Here is a 16,521-nt window from a genome sequence, read left to right as displayed (position 1 = left end):
CACCGGAGTCGACATCGGGAGGAACACGTGAAAAAACTGCCGAAGGTATGGGCCCGGCGTGCGGCGGCCGCTGCTCTGCTGATCGCGGCCGGCACCGGGGGAGGCGTCGCCGGGCCGTCCGCCGCGTACGCCGCCACCCTCTGCAACGGCTTGACCGCGACGATCGTCGGCGGCATCGGTAACGACAACCTGATCGGCACCGACGGCGCCGACGTGATCGCCGCGCTGGCCGGCAACGACGTGGTACTGGGCCTGGGCGGCAACGACACGATCTGTCTCGGTGACGGGAACGACGTCGCCCAGGGCGGCGACGGCCAGGACGTCATCTTCGGGGAGGGCGGCCTCGACGTCATCAACGGCGACGCCGGCAACGACGGCCTGAACGGCGACGCGGGCAACGACGCCCTGTTCGGCGGCGACGGCAACGACACCCTCAACGGCGGCGCCGAGAACGACAACGTCTACCCGGGCAACGGTGACGACTGGGTCAACGGCGGTGCCGGCAACGACGCGCTGCTGGACAGCCCCGGCAACGACAACCTGCTGGGCGGCGACGGCGACGACCAGATCAACGGCGGCGCCGGCGCCGACCTGGTCAGCGGTGACGGCGGCGGCGACGTGATCGCCGGCGGCGAGGGCAACGACGACCTGCGCGGCGGCAACGGCGACGACTTCCTGCTCGACCCGGTCGGCGCCGACATCGGTGACGGCGGTGCCGGAACCATCGACCGCTGCGACAACAACATCGACGTCAAATCCAACTGCGAACTGTCCTTCTGACCCGCCCGGGCAGCCGTGGGAGCCACCCACGGCTGCCCGCCGTCACGCCAGGTCGTCCAAGCGGGCCCGGACCTTGGCGGCGTCGGCGTGGTCGAGGGCTTCCAACAACACGAGAGCGGATTCCCATTGGGTACGGGCGGAAGCCGCGTCCCCACGAAGCGCGTCGTGGTCGCCCACCCGGATGCGCAGATCGGCCTCCAGATGCCGGTTGCCCAGCTCCCGATACATCGCCAGTGCCTCGGTGAAACAGGCGGTGGCCCGCTCGTCCTGACCCAGGTAATGGTGGGCCATCCCGACGCTGTCGAGCGTGCACGCCTCGGCCAGCCGGTCATCGAGTTCCCGCGCGACCGCCAGCGCCGCGACCCCGGTGGCCAGCGCCTTCCCGTGATCGCCGAGCAGACCGTGATACCAGCTGATGCCGTTCAGGGCGTACTGCACCCCGATCCGATGGCCACGGGACTCGAACAGTCGCAGCGCCTGCTCGGTGTGGTGCAGCGCGTCCGCGTGCCGGGACTGCTGGTCGAGTACCCAGCCGATGTTGAGGTGGGTGCGGGCCGCGCTGGTGTCGGCGCCGAGCTCGGAGTGCATCTTCAGCGCGGTCTCCAGCCAGGTCATCGCCTCGGTGTGCCGGCCCAGATGGGCGTTCGCCCGGCCGATGTAGCGGTGGGCCCGCGCCTGCCCGGCCGGGTCGTCCAGCCGGCGGGCCGCCTGCAGCGCCACCTGCTGCGTGGCGATCTCCCCGGCCCAGTCGTTACGGCCGTGCAGGAAGTCGGTGAGCGTCCACGCCAACTGATACGCGTGCCGGTCCATGCCGGTGTCGGCGGCGCAGTCGACGGCGGCACGGAGGTTCGCGTGCTCTCGGGTGAGCCAGCCGTGAGCGGTGTCCCGGTCGGTGATCTGCTCCGGGAGCACCCCGTCGGCGGCCGGGTGCGGGGTGATCGGGTCGCGGTGCGGATTGAGCAGCATGGCCGCCCGGTGCGCGGTGTGCAGGTAGTGGTCGAGGATCCGCCCGGTCGCGTCGGCCCGCTGCGGTGCCGTCTCGGCGCCGGCCAGTTCCGTGGCATAGGCGCGTAGCAGGTCGTGCCACGTGTAGCGGCCGGGCCGGTGCTCCTCGATCAGTCCGGCTCCGGCCAGTTCGGTGAGCGGTGGGCGTACCCCCGTGATGGTCTCGGCCGCGAGAGCGGCTGCCGCGGCGACGGTCAGGTCGGCGCCGGGATGCAGACCCAGCAGCCGGAACAGCCGGGCCGCCGACGGGCTGAGATGCCGATAGGACCAGGAGAAGACGGTACGGACGTCGGCCGCCGGATCGCCGCCGTCCAGAGCGTCGAGCCGGTCGCCGGCGGTGGCGGCCAGTTCGTCGGCGAGCACGGCGAGCGGTGCCTGCGGGGCCAGGGCCGCGCGGGCCGCCGCGACCACCAGCGCGAGCGGCAGGCGGGCGCAGGCGGTGACGATCCGGTCGACCGCCTCCGGTTCGGCCGTCACCCGGCCGGCGCCGAGACGGGCCGCCAGCAGGGCCACCGACTCGGGGTGGCTGAGCAGGCCGAGGATCAGCGGTTTGGCATCCACCACGGCGACCAGGTGGCGCAGCTCGTCGCGGCTGGTGATCAGGGCGCCGCAGCCGGGGGTGGCCGGGAGCAGCGGGCGGACCTGATCGGCGGAGGCGGCGTTGTCGAGCACGACCAGGACCCGCTTACGGGCCAGGAGGCTCCGGTAGAGGTTGACCTGCGCCTCCCTCGTGGTCGGTGTCTGAGTGGCGGGTACGCCCAGGGCTTCGAGGAAACCGCGCAGCGCCGTCTCCGGTGCGAGATGCCGTCCGCCGGGGTCGAAGCCGCGCAGGTTGACGTAGAGCTGACCGTCCGGGAACGAGCGCATCGAGCGGTTCGCCCAGTGCAGGGCGAGGGCGGTCTTGCCGATTCCGGCCGCGCCGGAGACCGCGGAGATGACCACGGTCGGGTGGCCGGAAGCCGGTTGGAACAGGCGGTCGAGGGTGGCCAGGGCCTCCGTGCGGCCGGTGAACGCGGGGACGTCGCCGGGCAGTTGGCGCACCACCGGGCGTGGGCCGGTGTCCGGGCGTACGCCGCCGCGGTTCTCCTCGGCCCGGTCCCGGGCCGCGCGTAGCGGGCCGATCTCCTGCTCGGTGGCTCCGAGCAGCCGCACCAGCATGTCGAAGCGGCCGGCCGGTGGGAGGGTCTTTCCACTCAGATAGGCGCCGATGATGCCGGTGGACCATCCGGCACGTGCGGCGATGTCGCGATAGCTCGGGCCGGCCGCCCGTGCCCGGAGCGTACGCAGCAGCTTTGCCAGGTCGTCGATCGTGGCCACCTGGGCCGCCGCCGTTTCCGGGCCGTCAGTCATTGTTCGCTCCTCGTGCTGCCGGCTTCCGGTCGGTCGAAGGGAGTAGGGCCGTCCAGCCGTGGGTGGTGATCTCGTCGGCGAGGGTGCTCAGCGGGAAACTCGGGCGGGTGGCGGCGAAGGCGGCCGCCGCGGCCAGGGCCAGCGGCAGCCCTCGGCAGGCGTCGACGACACGATCGACGGCCGTGGGATCGGTCCGCAGCCGGTCGTCGCCGAGCCGCCGGGCCAGCACGAGCCGACTCTCCGACGCGGACAGCGGGCCGAGCGGCACCGGGCGGGCGTTCTCGATCGCGACCAGGCCGGTCAACGCGGTCCGGCTGGTCACCAGGACCATGTTGCCCGGCGTGCCGGGCAGCATCAGGCGGACCTGTTCGGCGGTGGCGACGTCGTCCAGCACGATGAGCAGCCGCCGTCCGGACAACAGGCTGCGCAACAGCGCCGAACGCTGATCGAGGGGGCCGGGTATCCCGTCGGCCGGGACACCGAGAGACTCCAGCAGTCCCCGAACCGTCTCGGCGGCGTCGGTGGAACCGTCGCCGACAGCGGTGTGCAGCTGGCCGTCGGGGAACCGGTCGGCGACCCGCCGGGCCCAGTGGGCGGCCAGGGCGGACTTGCCGATTCCCGGCCCACCCCAGATCAGGGCGATGACGACGGCGCGCTGCCGGGCTTGATCGGCCAGCGCGGCGTCCAGTGCGGCCAGGGCGTCGGCGCGCCCGGCGAACGACGCGATGTCCGGCGGAAGCTGCCGGGGCACCGGATGCTGCGGCCCCGGCAGACCGGCCTGCGCGAACACTCGGCGGGTGTCGTCGACCCGGTCCCGGACGGTCGCCAGCCGGCCGCGCTCGGCCGGCCCGGCACCGAGCAGCTCGACCAGCACATCGAACCGATCCGGCGGCGGAAGGATCTTGCCGGACAGATATTCGCCGATGATGCCGTGCGACCAGCCGGCCAGATCGGCGAGCTCCCGATACGTCAGCGCGGGCCGGGCCTGCCGGTGTGCCTGCCGTCGCCGCAACTGGCGTAGTACCCCGGCCAGATCCTCGACGGAACGCACGTCGGCGAGGTCTGATCCGTCCCGGGAGTCCTCACCGGATTGCGCGCCCAACTGCGGGCCCCTCTCGCCAGCAAACGGCGATAGCCTTCAGCCGGCCGTCCCGCGATGCTCCACTATAGAGGGATAAACGACGGTCCGAGCGAATGGCGCCCCGTATACCACGACGCCACCATGTGATCATGCGGAAAGCCGACGATCCCTCAGTGGCACGCCTGGGGCAGGATCAATGGCATGCAGCGGACACCATGGCGGAAGGCGGTCGACCGGCGCCTGCCGATGGCCCTGCCGGTCATCACGGTCGGCACCCTCGCCCTGGTCGTGGCCAACGTGCGGCTGCTGGTGCCGGTCGGGGTGGGGGTGCTGCTCGCGTTCCTGTTCTGGCGTATCTCCTACGCCTTCAAGTTCGTCGCCTTCACCCTGGTGATCGCCCTGCTGTGGCTGGCCGGCTGTGCCCCGGCCGAATTCGGCTGGAGCATCCACTACCGAGTGGCGGCCACGCTCATCCCCGATGGCACCCGGTGGGACATCGTCGACGAGATCACGGTGCCGGCCGACCGGGTCGTCGAAGCCGTGGCGGCCGACGGCGCCTGGTTCGACGACCAGATCGACCCGTCGGCGCCGGAGGAGTTCCGCCGCACGTTGGCGGAGGACCTCCGGACTCTGGAGGGCATCCTCGCGAAGCAGGGCTGGGTCTTCACCCGCATCCTGGACGGGGATGAAGCCGTTTTCACCCGCCGCCGCAGCGTCGAGTCCGCCCAGGGCGGGATGTTCCCGCTGGTGTCCCGCCAGTCGCTGGCGATCCCCGACATCGAGTTGTTCGCGGCGACGCCGCTCAGTGCCTCCACCGGCCCCGGCTCGCCCGCACCGTGGGCCCGGCGGGTCGTCTTCACCCCGGCGGACGACTCCGAGATCCTGATCGAGGCCGGGCGTAACGTGATCGCGGCCACCAACCCACCGAGCGAGGCCGAGCCGGTCCCGGCCGGCGAGCAGCGGCGGATCGTCAGCGGAGACTCATCGGTGGAGTTGAGTCTGCTGAGTCCGGTGTCCCGGCACGAGCCGGTCCGGAGCATCACCCAGGTGTCGCTGGCCGAGTGGACCGGCTGGGTGCTGGCCTTCGTGTGGGCGCTCGTCCTCGCCCTGGCCCAGGACGGCGTCAAACAGGGCTTGGCGCGCCTGTTCGGCCGCAAAACGCTCCCGAACGGCCGACCGGCCTCGCCGGACCGTCCATCGCGGGCCGACGACGAGTCCACGTCCTAATCGCTCGACGGCAGAGCCGCCTCAAGCGCCGCGACCAGCTCAGGGTCATCCGGGGTGACCCGCGGGCCGAACCGGGCCAGGACCGTGCCGTCCGGCCCGACCAGGAACTTCTCGAAGTTCCAGCGGATGTCACCGCTGTGCCCCTCGGCGTCGGACGCCGTGGTCAGCTCCTGGTAGAGGGGGTGCCGCCCGTCGCCGTTGACCTCGATCTTCTCGGTCATCGGGAACGTCACCCCGTACGTCGTGCTGCAGAACTCCTCGATCTCCTCAGCGGTGCCCGGCTCCTGGCCGCCGAACTGGTTGCACGGCACACCGAGCACGCTGAACCCGCGGTCCGCATACCGCTCGTGAAGCTGCTCCAGCCCGGAGTACTGCGGCGTCAGCCCGCACCGGGAGGCCACGTTGACGACCAGCGTCGCCGAGCCCCGGAACTCGGCGAGGTCCAGCGGCTTTCCGTGCAGATCAGCGATCTGGACGTCATGGACGGTCACGTTTCCTCCAGCGATCCGTGGATCTTCCCGGGCCAGCGTAGGCCGGGATCGCGGGCACGACCACACGTGCGCGGCCGTGCCCGCCGGCGGCACCGCCCGGACGGTCGGGGTGACGGCGAGAGATCCGCCTGCGTCGCGCAGCGCGACCGGCCTCACTTGCCATCCGCCGGGGGCTGGAGCACACAGAACTCGTTGCCGTCGGGGTCGGCCAGGACGTGCCAGACCCAGCCGTGTTCCTCGATCGGTTCGCTCGTGAGGCGGCGTGCGCCCAGTGCCTGCACCCGCGCCAGCTCGGCGGCCAGGTCGGGCACGCGCAGGTCCAGGTGCATGCGGTTCTTGCCGGCGTGCGGCTCGGTGACCTTCTGCAACAGCAGCTCGATGCCGTTGCCGTCGGCGGGCAGCACCTGCCGGTAGATCCCGGGGGAGTCGGGTCCGGGGTCATAGCCGAGCACACCGGCCCAGAACGTCGCCGCCCGGTCCAGGTCGGCGACGTCCAGGACCACCACGAGCGTCACATCCTCACGCCCGCCGAACCGGGCCGGTCCACCTGTCATTCCGGCACGCTATCGCGACCTCGGTATGCGCCTGGTGTTTCCCGGGCCTGGGAAGCGCGGCGTCAACTGATCTCGAAGTCCAGTTCGGCCACCGGGTTGGTGAACTCGGTGACCCGCAGGGACACCTGCAGTCGCCAGGTGCCGGGGGCCGGGATCACCACCTGCGCGGTGTAGAAACCCGGTGATACCTGGGTCAGCGGGATGGCGCCGAGGGAGGCACGGTCGGTGTTCAGCCGTACGACAGGTGGTGCGACGCCCTCGGCCGGCTCGCCGGTCGCGGAGGTCATCCGCAGGGTGATGGTGTTGGTGCCGCGGGTCAGGGGTGCGAGGTCGGCCTGTACCTGGATGTCGCCCAAGGTGGTGGTGCGCGGGCCGGGATCGGCGACGGCGGAGGCGGGCGTGGCGGTGCTGTCGGGGCTGGTGTCGACGAGGAATCCGGTGACGAGCAGGGCGGCCAGCAGCAGCGTCCCCTCGATCGTGACGGCGCGGACGATCGGCCGGGTGCGTTCCGGTCGTCGCGACGCCTGTCGAAGCCGGGGGAGTAACGACCATCTGTTCCATGCCGCGACGACGACGACGGCGACGGCGATGGCGATCTTGGTGAGGAGCAGCCGTCCGTAGTCGGTGGTGACCAGGGCGCTCCACGATCCGAGGATCCGCCAGCCGAGCAGTGTTCCGGTGGCGACCAGGGCGGCGAGCACGATGGCGGCCGCGGTGGAGAACCTGGCGAGTGTCTCGGCCGCGGCGGCCCGGCCGGCGAGACCGGGCAGGGTCAGCGCCAGCCCGAGCAGCCCGCCGAGCCAGATGCTGCCGGCGAGTAGGTGCAGCACGTCGGCGGCGATGACGAGGGATTGCGGGTTCGCTGCCCGGGTGTGCCCGGTCAGTGCGGGTGCTGTGGCGGCGATGGTCGCGGCCACCACTGCGGCGATGCGTCGTCGTGGTCCGGGCGCGGTGACGGTGACCGGCCGGTCGGCCTCCGCGGTGGGGGCGGGTCGTCGCCGTCGAAGGAGGGCGACCGCTGCCGCCAGGCCACCGGCCACGGTTGCGGCGACGACCCACTCCGCCGGTGGCAGCGAGGACCAGGTGTCGGCCCGGGTCAGCAGGCCCGGACCGCCGCCGAGCAGGTAGATCGCGGTGATCGGGACCGCGATGATCCAGGCTCCGGCGGCGACGGCGGCGGTGGTCCGCAGCGCGAGGGACAGGCGGCCGGAGCCGGGCCGCTGGTCGGCGGGTAGCAGGACGGCGATGAACACGACGAGTCCGGCGGCGAGCAGTAGGCCGGCGTAGCCCAGCCACCGGGCCAGGGTGAGTTGCCGGGGAGCGTTCGGGACGGTGCTCGGCTCACCGGCCGGCATCGTCACGGCCGGGGTGGTCGGGGCGCCGATCGCGAAGGTGAGCGCGCCGCTGATGGGGTGACCGTCGTCCGAGACGACCCGCCAGGTCAGTACGGTCGTGCCGGTGCCGAGCGGTCCGGTCGGAGTGACGGCGAGTTCGGTGCCGGTGACGGTCGTGCGGGCCTCGACGAGTTCGCCTCGGGCGTCGAAGATCTGCACGCCGTCGGGTACGCCGCGGACGGCCTCGTCGAAGGTCAGCAGGATCCGGGTCGGTGCGGTGGCCACGACCGTGCCCTGAGCCGGATCGGTCCGGACCAGGTCGGCGTGTGCCTCGGCGGGCTGGGCGGTGCCGAGCAGCACGGCCGCGAACAGCATTGCGGTGGCGCCGAGTCGCCTGATCATGCCCGGCGGTGCTGCTGGAAGAGCGACACGGCGGCGAGCGCCGACCCGACGAGCCCGGCCAGTAGTGCGGCGAGAGTGACGCCGTTGCCCGGTGCGGGTGCGGGTGCGGGCGGGGTTTCGGCGGCGTGGTGGATGCCCGCGGAGACGACGAATCCCGGGGCGGGTCGGTCCAGTCGGTGGAGGGTCTGCCCGTTCTGGGGGACCTCGATCCACGCCGATTCGCCGGTCGCGCAGGTCTGGACGGTGGGGAACAACAGGTCGGTTCCGGGGGTCTCGGGTAGTTGGACCGCGAGTTCGAGGACGTCGCGGTAGCCGTCCGGCAGTGGGGTGTCGGTGCGGTAGGTGACGGCGGTGACCCGTTCGACGATCTGGTTGCCGTGGGCGTCGGTCACCGGTGGGTCGACCTTCTCCGTTCGCTTCGAGACCTGCCACCACGCGTTGCGGGTGGGGGTGACGGAGGTGATCTGGGCGGGGATCTGAATGGTGATCCCGGTGGTCGGTGAGTCTGCGCAGCCGTGCGCGACGCTGAACTGCAGGACGGCGTGGGCGCCGGCCGCGGTCGTGGAGGGTGTGACGGTGACGTGGGCGCTCGCCGGGGAGGCGAGCCCGACGACGGTGACGGCCAGGGCGACCGCGCCGACCCGGGCGATACGTCGTGACCAGAGACTTCCGCCGGATCCGTTGTCCTCGCGCCGCATGCCGCACATTGGAGCAACCCGTCGAACTCATGTCAAGGATGTGAACTGGTGACGGATGCATTGCGGCTTCCGGGACGGAAAGGTAGCCTCGGTTCACATTAGTGAACTGAGATCCCTGATGTGAGCGATAGGAGTTGGCCTACATGCCGAACATCACCGTCGAACTACTCGCCGGCCGCACCCTCGAGCAGCGCAAGGCGTTCGCCCGAGCGGTGGCCGACCAGGCCGTCGAGATCCTCGGCGCCCGCCGGCAGGACGTCCGCATGGTGTTCACCGAGATCACCGCGGACGACGTGGCCAACGGCGGCGTGCTGGCCAGCGAGGACGAGAGCCGGGCGGGCGTGGTGGCGGCGCTCAAGAAGGGTTAGTGGCGAGGCGACCGATGGGGTCGGGCGGCCGGTGGGCTGCCCGACCCCATCGGCGTCAGTCGGGGCGAACGGGGTGTCAGCGGACCAGGCGGTTGTCGCGCATCGCGGACAGTCGGGCCTTCACGCTCAGCAGCGTCTCGATGATCAGATCCTCGCGGCCCTGGCTGAGGCGGCTGATCGGGACCGCGACGCTGATCGCGTCGATCGACCGGTGGGAGAACGGCAGCGCGACACCGAAGCACCGCACGCCCAGGCAGGACTCCTCGCTCTCCTCCGCATACCCGAACTGGGCGGCCTTGTCGATTATCGCCAGCAGCGCGTCCCGGTCGGTGATCGTCTGCGAGGTGAAGGCCTTGATCTCGTGCGGGACCAGTCCGCCGCGGTCGCCCTCGGGCAGCTCGGCGAGCATCGCCCGGCCCAGCGCGGTGCTGTAGGCGGGCAGGCGCCGACCGACCGCTGAATACATCCGCAGCGGGTGCTTGGACTCGCGCTTGGCGGTGTAGATGATCTCGGCGCCCTCGAGCCGGCCGAGGTGCACGGTCTCCTCGGTGGCGGCGGCGATCTCGTCCATCACGGCCCTGGCCCGGGACAGCACCGGGTCACCGTCGAGATAGGCGGAGCTGACCGTCAGGGTGTGCACGCCGAGGCGGTAGATGCTGCCGGTCTGGTCGGTGTCCAGCCATCCGCGGGCGCACATGGTGCGCAGCAGCGCGTGCAGGCTGCTCTTCGGGATGCCGAGGCGTTTGGCCAGCTGGAGCTGGGTGCCGGGGCCGTTGGCGGCTATGTCGTCGAGGACGTCGAGGACCCTGGCGGCAGACTTGACCTGCGACGTGGCGGAACTGCCGCTGCTTGCCTTCTCCGGGTCCACCGAGACCTCCTGATCGGTTGTGGCACGTTTCATTCGAGTCGCACAACCTTACACCACGGTTCACATAGGTGGACAAAATTCAGCCCCTTGACCTGTGATCGGCGCCATAGGTATGGTCGATCTCAGTTCACATAGCTGAACGCGGTTCACGAACGAGGAGCGAGTTTTGATCGAGGTCAGGTATTCGGCATCGCCTCACGGCGTGGAGACGGCGACGAACGCGGATCTCCGGAAGGACTTCCTCGCGCCGGACCTGTTCCACATCGGCGAGGTCCGCGGCGTGTACACCCACGACGACCGGCTGGTCGTCGGCGGCGCGGTCCCCGGCACCGGCCGGCTCGAACTGCCCGCCTGGGACGTGCTCGGCACCGGCACCCACCTGGCCCGCCGCGAACTCGGCATCGTCAACGTGGGCGAGCCCGGCCACGTGCTCGTCGACGACGAGAAGTTCGAACTGGGCCACCTCGACGGCCTGTTCGTCGGCCGCGGCAGCGAGGTCGTGTTCGCCGGGGCGGACGCCGCCTTCTACTTCGTGTCGGCTCCGGCGCATGCCACGTACCCGACCGTCCTGCTCAGCCACGCGGCGGTAGAGCCGGTCAAGCTGGGCTCGCCGGCGGGCGCCAACGAACGCAGCCTCTACCGGTACGCCTGGGGCCAGGAGCTGCAGACCGCGGTCCTGCAGTTCGGCGTCACCGTGATCGCCGACGGCTCGGTGTGGAACACCTGCCCGCCGCACCTGCACGACCGGCGTACCGAGGTCTACCTCTACGTCGACCTCGACGAGAAGGACCGGGTCTTCCACTTCATGGGCCGCCCCGGCGCCGCCCGCCACCTGGTGATGGGCAACCGCGAGGCGGTCATCTCACCGCCGTGGTCGATCCACTCCGGCGTCGGCACCGGCTCCTACGCCTTCATCTGGGCGATGGGCGGCGAGAACAACGAGTACACCGACCTGACCCCGGTTCCCCTGGAGGACCTGTGACCAGGTCGCCGTTCGACCTGACCGGCCGCCGCGCGGTGGTCACCGGCGCAGGCCGCGGCCTCGGCCGGGCCATCGCCGTCGGACTCGCCGAAGCCGGCGCCGACCTGATCCTGCTCGGCCGGGCCGCGAGCCAGAAGTCGACCCGCGACCAGGTCGCCGCCCTCGGCCGCGACGTCGAGATCGTCGACCTCGACGTGGCCGACCACGACGCCATCGCGCGGGCCGCCGACCGGGTCAACCGCGACCACCAGGTGGACGTCCTGGTCAACAACGCCGGCATCATCGACCGCCAGGACTCCACCGACGTGACCCGCCGGTCCTGGGACCGCGTCGTCGACGTCAACCTCAACGGCCTGTTCTTCCTGTGCCAGGAGTTCGGCCGCCCGATGACCCGTCGCGGGCACGGCAAGATCGTCAGCGTCGCGAGCCTGCTCTCCTTCCAGGGCGGCATCCGCGTCGCGTCGTACGCCGCCAGCAAACACGGCGTCGCCGGAGTCACCAAGGCCCTGGCCAACGAGTGGGGTCCGCTCGGGGTGCAGGTCAACGCGATCGCCCCCGGATACATCGCCACCGACAACACCACCGCGCTGCGCGAGGACCCGGACCGCTCCCGCGCGATCCTCGAACGCATCCCGGCCGGCCGCTGGGGAGACCCCGCCGACATCGCCGGTGCCGCCGTCTTCCTGAGCTCCGCCGCAGCCGACTACGTCAACGGCCACGTCCTGGTCGTCGACGGCGGCTGGATGGCCCGCTGACCTTCCGCTCCGTTCCTTCCGTTCCCTCCGTTCCCGAAATGAGAAACCATGAGAATCACCCCTCGTCCTGCCGCGATAGTCAGTCTCAGCCTGCTCGCCGCCGTCCTCACCGGCTGCAGCGAGGAGTCCGGCGGGGGCACCGCCGCCGCGGGCTCCGAGTCCTGCGCCTCGTCCGATGTCCGGCTGGTCGGCCAGGTCCGCAACGAGTCGAACCCGTACGAGGCGTCCTGGCTGGCCGGCGGCGACGCGTTCGCCCAGTCGGTCGGTCTCAAGCAGGAACGCCTCACCTACGACGGCGACTCCACCAAGCAGCAGGAGCAGATCAGCCAGATCCTCGCCGGCAACACCAAGTGCCTGGTGATGAACGTGCTCCCGAACGGCGACTCGGACACCGCGCCGATCGTCAAGGGCGCCGACCAGGCCGGTGCCTACCTGGTCACCCAGTGGAACAAGCCGGCCGACCTGAAACCGGCCGACCACAAGACGTGGCTGAGCCACATCACCTACAACGGCGTCGAGTCCGGCCAGCAGATCGGTGACGCACTGTCCACCGCGATCGGCGGCTCCGGCGGCATCATCGCCCTGCAGGGTGTCCTGGACACCGCGGCCGCCAAGGACCGGTTCGCCGGCCTCGAAGCCTCACTGGCCAAGAACACCGGCGTCAAACTGCTCGACCAGCAGGCCGCCAACTTCTCCCGGGCCGAGGCGCTCACCGTCACCAAGACGCTGCTGACCAAGCACGGCGACAACGTCAAGGGCATCTGGGCCGCCAACGACGACATGGCCCTCGGCGCTCTCGAGGCACTCCAGCAGGCGGGTAAGGCCGGCAAGGTCGCGGTCGTCGGCATCGACGCCGTCCCGGACGCGGTCAGCGCCGTCCAGAAGGGCGACATGACCGCCACCGTCTCCAGCGACGGCACCTGGCAGGGCGGCATCGGCCTGGCCATCGGCTACTGCGTGGCCACCGGCAAACTGAAGGTCGCCGACATCGCCCCGGCCAACCGGGCGTTCTTCGCCGAGCAGTTCCTGATCACCAAGGACAACGCCGCCGAGTACGCGACGCCCAAGGCGAACCCGGCCGACTTCGAGTGCGCCAACGTCTTCAACCGCGTGGCCGGCCCCCTGACATGACCGTCACCACCGAGGTCGCCGTAGCGCCTCGCCGTACTCCTCGGCGAGGCGCGTCGCTCCGGGACGCCGGCCCACCGCTCGCGTTGATCGTCATCTTCCTGATCTTCGCGGCGCTGAGCCCGCAGTTCCGCAGTGTCGACAACGTCCGGAACATCGTGGACGCGGCAGCGGTGCTCGCCGTCGTCACCTGCGGCATCACGTTCGTGCTGATGATGGGGTCGATCGACCTGTCCGCGGCCGGGGTGATGGGCGCCTCGGCCCTGACCGTGTCACTGCTGGTCGCCAACAACCGCAACGACAACGACTTCGGGCTGCTGGGCATCCTGATCGCGATCCTGCTGGGCTGCGCGTTCGGCTGCCTGAGCGGGCTGGCCCTGGTCCTGTTGAAAGTGCCGTCGTTCATGGCCACGCTCGGGGTGTCGGCGGTCGGGCTCGGCGTCGCGACGTTGATGTTCGCCGGCGTCCAGCCCAACATCACCGACGCCATGCTGGAGAGCTGGGCGATCGAACGGTTCCTGGGCTTCTCCTACCTGACCTGGATCGCGGCCGCGTGCATCCTGGTCGGCTGGCTGATCCAGCGGTACACCCGCCTCGGCCGGTACGCCTACGCGATCGGCGGCGCCGAAGAGGTCCTCACCCTCTCCGGGGTGCGCGTCAAGCCGTACAAGATCGGGGTCTTCGCTCTGGCCGGTGCCTTTTACGGTCTGGGCGGGGTGATGGTGACCAGCCAGCTGGGCGCCGGTCTCGTGCAGGCCGGTGACGGTTATGACTTCTCGGCGATCACCGCCGCGGTGGTCGGCGGAACGCTGCTCACCGGCGGCCGCGGTGGTGTCCTGCACTCCGCCGTCGGTGTCCTGCTGGTCATGGTGCTCACCAACGGTCTGGTGCAGGTCGGTGTCAGCCCCTACTGGCAGGGCGGCGTCGAGGGCCTGATCGTCGTGGCCGCGGTCGCCGCCGCGGTCATCCCGCAGCGACGAAGGAACCAGGTGGTCAAATGAGTGTCCCGGCACTGGAGGTCCGCGGCCTCGTCAAGCACTATCCGGGGGTCAAGGCGCTCGACGGCGTCGACCTGGTGGTCCGTCAGCACGAGGTGCTCGGTCTGGCCGGGGAGAACGGCGCGGGCAAGTCGACGCTGCTCAAGGCGCTCGTCGGGCTGGTCACCCCGGATGCGGGGGAGATCTATGTCCGCGGTGAGGCGGTCCGGTTGCGTAGTGTCGTCGACGCCGCCGATCACGGCATCGGGATGGTCTTCCAGGAGCAGTCGCTGGTGCCCAACCTGACCGCGGCGGAGAACATCGTGCTGGGCAGCGAGGGCCCGGCGGTCCGGCGCGGCATCTACCGCTGGGACGCGATGCGCCGGCTGGCCCAGGAGCAACTCGACAAGATCGGCTCGCACATCGACCCGCTGGCCCGTACCGATTCGTTGTCCTTCGCCGACCGGCAGATGGTCGAGATCGCGAAGGTGCTGCGCATCGAGGAACGCAGCCAGCACCCGCCGGTGATCATCCTGGACGAGCCGACGTCGGTCCTGGAGTCCAAGGAGATCGAGACGCTGTTCGCGCAGATCCGGCGGCTGCGCGAGTTCGCGTCGGTCGTCTTCGTCTCGCACCGCCTCGACGAGGTGCTCGACGTGTGCGACCGGGTTGCCGTGCTGCGCGGCGGTCGGTCGGTCGGCGAGGTCGCCACGGCCGGGGCGGTACCGGGTGAGCTGCACCGGATGATGATCGGCTCGACCGGCTCCGACGACCACTACCACGAGAACGCCGCCGTCCCGGTCGTCGCCGAGCAGCCCCGGCTGTCGATCCGCGGTCTGTCCGGCAGCACGTTCCGCGACATCGACCTGGATGTCGCGGCCGGTGAGATCGTGGCGATCGTCGGCGTGCACGGCTCCGGCCGGGAGGACGTCTGTCGTGCGCTGTTCGGCGCCGAGCCGACCACCGGCGGCGAGATCCGGATGGACGGTAAGAAGGTCGACCTGTCCAGCACTCGCGCCGCCTGCGCGGCCGGTATCGGTTACGTCCCGGCCGAACGCAAGATCGAGGGCATGGTCGGTCCGATGTCGGTGGCCGACAACATGACCCTGAGCAAGCAGGGGGCCCGCTGCACCGGACCGTTCGTGGCGCCTCGGAAACAGGCCGGCCTGGTCGACGGATGGATCAAGAGACTCTCCATTCGTACGCCCACCCGCGACACCGCCATCGGCCGGCTGTCCGGCGGCAACCAGCAGAAGGTGGTGCTGGCCCGCTGGCTGGTCGGCGGCGACATCCGTCTGCTGCTGCTCGACCATCCCACCCGTGGCCTGGACATCGGCGCCCGCTCGGAGGTGTACCGGCTGATGCGTGAACTGGCCGGAACCGGAGTGGCCACCGTGCTGCTGGCCGACAGCCTGGAGGAGGCGATCGGGATGGCCGACCGGATCCTGGTGATGACCGACGGCCGGGTCGCCACCGAGGTCGCCTGCCCCAACGGCGGCAAACCGAGCCCCCTGGACCTAGTGAAGGTGATGGTGTGAGCACCCCCGTGGCCACCCGGCCGTCCAGCGTCGCTCTGCGAGCCGGGCGGTTCACCGGCTTCATGCCACTGATCGCCCTGGTCGCGTTGACGGCGGCACTGACCGCGGTCGACCCGGACTTCCTCACCCAGCGGAGCCTGACCGCGGCCCTGCGGACCGCGGCGCCGCTGATCGTGCTCGCGGCGGGGGCGACCCTGGTCGTACTCTGCGGCGGTATCGATCTGTCGATCGCGGCGCTGGCCTCGCTGTCGACGGTCCTGCTGGCCCTGTGGCTGCCGGACCTCGGCGGGCTCGCCACGCCGGCGGTCATCCTGATCGCGGCGGCGATCGGCGCGGTGCAGGGTACGGCGCACGTCCTACTGCGGATACCGTCGTTCATCGTCACCCTGGGCGGGATGAGCATCCTGTCGGCGGTCGCCCTGGTGGTGTCCGGTGCCGGCACCGTCCGGGTCGTCGACGACTCCACGGTCGGTTGGCTCGACCTGTACATCGGTGGCTTCCTGCCGACGTCGGCCGCGATGGCGATCCTGCTGGTCGCCCTGATCGCGGTGGTGCTCAAGGTGACCCCGTTGCAGAGTTGGGTGTCGGCCACCGGGTATTCGGAGTCGGCGGCCCGGCTCGCCGGCACCCCGGTCGACCTGGTCAAGATCGGCGCGTTCTGCCTGTCCGGCGCCTGCGCCGGTTTCGCCGCGGTCATGCTGGTCTCACGCCAGTTCAGTGGCGGTCCGACGATGGCCGACAACCTGCTGCTGCCGGCGGTCGCGGCGATCGTCGTCGGCGGCACCGCGATCACCGGCGGTCACGGCAGCGTGTGGCGCAGCCTGGCCGGGGCGCTCGTGGTGACGCTGCTGCGGGTCGGTCTGCCGATCGTCGGGGTGCCGTCCGCCTACGAACAGATCCTCTACGGCGCGATCATCGTCGTCGCCGTCGCACTGACCCTCGACGGGTCGAAGGTTTCGACAATCAAGTAGTTGCTCCGACCA

General features: G+C 70.8%; 16 protein-coding genes. 9 read left to right on the top strand and 7 right to left on the bottom strand.

Translation table 11 applies throughout. The features are described from left to right. Positions 1–27 precede the first annotated feature (27 nt). Entirely contained in the window at positions 28–780 is a 753-nt protein-coding gene (locus Q0Z83_RS22585; RefSeq protein ID WP_317795958.1) for a calcium-binding protein, read from the top strand. A 42-nt stretch (positions 781–822) separates the two neighbouring features. On the opposite strand, the gene Q0Z83_RS22580 is transcribed toward Q0Z83_RS22585, so the two are convergent. After that, positions 823–3,135: an ATP-binding protein gene (locus Q0Z83_RS22580; protein ID WP_317795957.1), complete on the bottom strand. Its 2,313-nt coding sequence runs from the start codon at positions 3,133–3,135 to the stop codon at positions 823–825. Next, positions 3,128–4,237, bottom strand: a complete 1,110-nt coding sequence (locus Q0Z83_RS22575) for a helix-turn-helix domain-containing protein (protein WP_317795956.1) — start codon at positions 4,235–4,237, stop codon at positions 3,128–3,130. Before Q0Z83_RS22575 ends, Q0Z83_RS22580 begins: the two co-directional genes overlap by 8 nt. A 180-nt stretch (positions 4,238–4,417) precedes the next feature. Here Q0Z83_RS22575 and Q0Z83_RS22570 point away from each other — a divergent pair, with 180 nt between their 5' ends. After that, the gene (locus tag Q0Z83_RS22570) at positions 4,418–5,443 is read left to right on the top strand and encodes a hypothetical protein (RefSeq protein ID WP_317795955.1); all 1,026 of its coding nucleotides are present in this window, start codon (positions 4,418–4,420) and stop codon (positions 5,441–5,443) included. On the opposite strand, the gene Q0Z83_RS22565 is transcribed toward Q0Z83_RS22570, so the two are convergent. The 4 genes from Q0Z83_RS22565 to Q0Z83_RS22550 all read right to left on the bottom strand — a co-directional run bounded on the left by Q0Z83_RS22565 (position 5,440) and on the right by Q0Z83_RS22550 (position 8,922). Continuing rightward, a complete protein-coding gene (locus tag Q0Z83_RS22565) occupies positions 5,440–5,934 on the bottom strand; it encodes a glutathione peroxidase (protein ID WP_317795954.1) in 495 nt (164 codons plus the stop codon). The genes Q0Z83_RS22570 and Q0Z83_RS22565 overlap by 4 nt on opposite strands. Before the next feature lie 152 nt (positions 5,935–6,086). Continuing rightward, the gene (locus Q0Z83_RS22560; protein ID WP_317795953.1) at positions 6,087–6,488 is read right to left on the bottom strand and encodes a VOC family protein; all 402 of its coding nucleotides are present in this window, start codon (positions 6,486–6,488) and stop codon (positions 6,087–6,089) included. A 62-nt stretch (positions 6,489–6,550) separates the two neighbouring features. Further along, a complete protein-coding gene (locus Q0Z83_RS22555) occupies positions 6,551–8,224 on the bottom strand; it encodes a copper resistance CopC/CopD family protein (protein ID WP_317795952.1) in 1,674 nt (557 codons plus the stop codon). After that, on the bottom strand, positions 8,221–8,922 hold the full coding sequence (locus Q0Z83_RS22550; RefSeq protein ID WP_317795951.1) for a YcnI family copper-binding membrane protein: 702 nt from the start codon (positions 8,920–8,922) through the stop codon (positions 8,221–8,223). The genes Q0Z83_RS22555 and Q0Z83_RS22550 overlap by 4 nt, the downstream gene beginning before the upstream one ends. A gap of 143 nt (positions 8,923–9,065) precedes the next feature. On the opposite strand from Q0Z83_RS22550, the gene Q0Z83_RS22545 reads away from it, so the two are divergent. Beyond that, positions 9,066–9,290 (top strand): tautomerase family protein, encoded by a 225-nt coding sequence (locus tag Q0Z83_RS22545; RefSeq protein ID WP_317795950.1) that lies wholly within the window; start codon positions 9,066–9,068, stop codon positions 9,288–9,290. A 76-nt stretch (positions 9,291–9,366) separates the two neighbouring features. On the opposite strand, the gene Q0Z83_RS22540 is transcribed toward Q0Z83_RS22545, so the two are convergent. Further along, entirely contained in the window at positions 9,367–10,191 is an 825-nt protein-coding gene (locus tag Q0Z83_RS22540) for an IclR family transcriptional regulator (RefSeq protein ID WP_317795949.1), read from the bottom strand. Positions 10,192–10,360: 169 nt separating this feature from the next. Between Q0Z83_RS22540 and kduI the strand changes: the two genes are divergently transcribed. The 6 genes from kduI to Q0Z83_RS22510 are packed head-to-tail and all read left to right on the top strand — an operon-like array spanning position 10,361 to position 16,509. Beyond that, complete coding sequence (gene kduI / locus Q0Z83_RS22535; protein ID WP_317795948.1) at positions 10,361–11,140, top strand: 5-dehydro-4-deoxy-D-glucuronate isomerase; 780 nt, start codon at positions 10,361–10,363, stop codon at positions 11,138–11,140. Beyond that, positions 11,137–11,895 (top strand): 2-dehydro-3-deoxy-D-gluconate 5-dehydrogenase KduD, encoded by a 759-nt coding sequence (kduD, locus tag Q0Z83_RS22530; RefSeq protein WP_317795947.1) that lies wholly within the window; start codon positions 11,137–11,139, stop codon positions 11,893–11,895. The genes kduI and kduD overlap by 4 nt, the downstream gene beginning before the upstream one ends. 48 nt (positions 11,896–11,943) lie before the next feature. Continuing rightward, entirely contained in the window at positions 11,944–13,026 is a 1,083-nt protein-coding gene (locus tag Q0Z83_RS22525; RefSeq protein ID WP_317795946.1) for a sugar ABC transporter substrate-binding protein, read from the top strand. Next, a complete protein-coding gene (locus Q0Z83_RS22520; protein ID WP_317795945.1) occupies positions 13,023–14,024 on the top strand; it encodes an ABC transporter permease in 1,002 nt (333 codons plus the stop codon). Before Q0Z83_RS22525 ends, Q0Z83_RS22520 begins: the two co-directional genes overlap by 4 nt. Beyond that, complete coding sequence (locus Q0Z83_RS22515) at positions 14,021–15,538, top strand: sugar ABC transporter ATP-binding protein (protein WP_317795944.1); 1,518 nt, start codon at positions 14,021–14,023, stop codon at positions 15,536–15,538. Before Q0Z83_RS22520 ends, Q0Z83_RS22515 begins: the two co-directional genes overlap by 4 nt. Next, on the top strand, positions 15,535–16,509 hold the full coding sequence (locus Q0Z83_RS22510) for an ABC transporter permease (protein ID WP_317795943.1): 975 nt from the start codon (positions 15,535–15,537) through the stop codon (positions 16,507–16,509). The genes Q0Z83_RS22515 and Q0Z83_RS22510 overlap by 4 nt, the downstream gene beginning before the upstream one ends. The last annotated feature ends 12 nt before the right edge of the window (positions 16,510–16,521 follow it).

Source organism: Actinoplanes sichuanensis, assembly GCF_033097365.1.
In the GTDB taxonomy this organism is placed as follows: domain Bacteria; phylum Actinomycetota; class Actinomycetes; order Mycobacteriales; family Micromonosporaceae; genus Actinoplanes; species Actinoplanes sichuanensis.
The sequence above is the reverse complement of the archived record's forward strand: the minus strand, read 5'-3'. Positions and strand labels throughout refer to the sequence as shown.

What these genes read in the sequence shown, in the direction of transcription:
- Q0Z83_RS22540 (WP_317795949.1), bottom strand. Translation starts at nt 10,191, where the DNA reads ATGAAACGTGCCACAACCGATCAGGAGGTCTCGGTGGACCCGGAGAAG.
- Q0Z83_RS22525 (WP_317795946.1), top strand. Translation starts at nt 11,944, where the DNA reads ATGAGAATCACCCCTCGTCCTGCCGCGATAGTCAGTCTCAGCCTGCTC.
- Q0Z83_RS22560 (WP_317795953.1), bottom strand. Translation starts at nt 6,488, where the DNA reads ATGACAGGTGGACCGGCCCGGTTCGGCGGGCGTGAGGATGTGACGCTC.
- Q0Z83_RS22545 (WP_317795950.1), top strand. Translation starts at nt 9,066, where the DNA reads ATGCCGAACATCACCGTCGAACTACTCGCCGGCCGCACCCTCGAGCAG.
- Q0Z83_RS22520 (WP_317795945.1), top strand. Translation starts at nt 13,023, where the DNA reads ATGACCGTCACCACCGAGGTCGCCGTAGCGCCTCGCCGTACTCCTCGG.
- Q0Z83_RS22580 (WP_317795957.1), bottom strand. Translation starts at nt 3,135, where the DNA reads ATGACTGACGGCCCGGAAACGGCGGCGGCCCAGGTGGCCACGATCGAC.
- Q0Z83_RS22515 (WP_317795944.1), top strand. Translation starts at nt 14,021, where the DNA reads ATGAGTGTCCCGGCACTGGAGGTCCGCGGCCTCGTCAAGCACTATCCG.
- Q0Z83_RS22570 (WP_317795955.1), top strand. Translation starts at nt 4,418, where the DNA reads ATGCAGCGGACACCATGGCGGAAGGCGGTCGACCGGCGCCTGCCGATG.
- Q0Z83_RS22555 (WP_317795952.1), bottom strand. Translation starts at nt 8,224, where the DNA reads ATGATCAGGCGACTCGGCGCCACCGCAATGCTGTTCGCGGCCGTGCTG.
- Q0Z83_RS22550 (WP_317795951.1), bottom strand. Translation starts at nt 8,922, where the DNA reads ATGCGGCGCGAGGACAACGGATCCGGCGGAAGTCTCTGGTCACGACGT.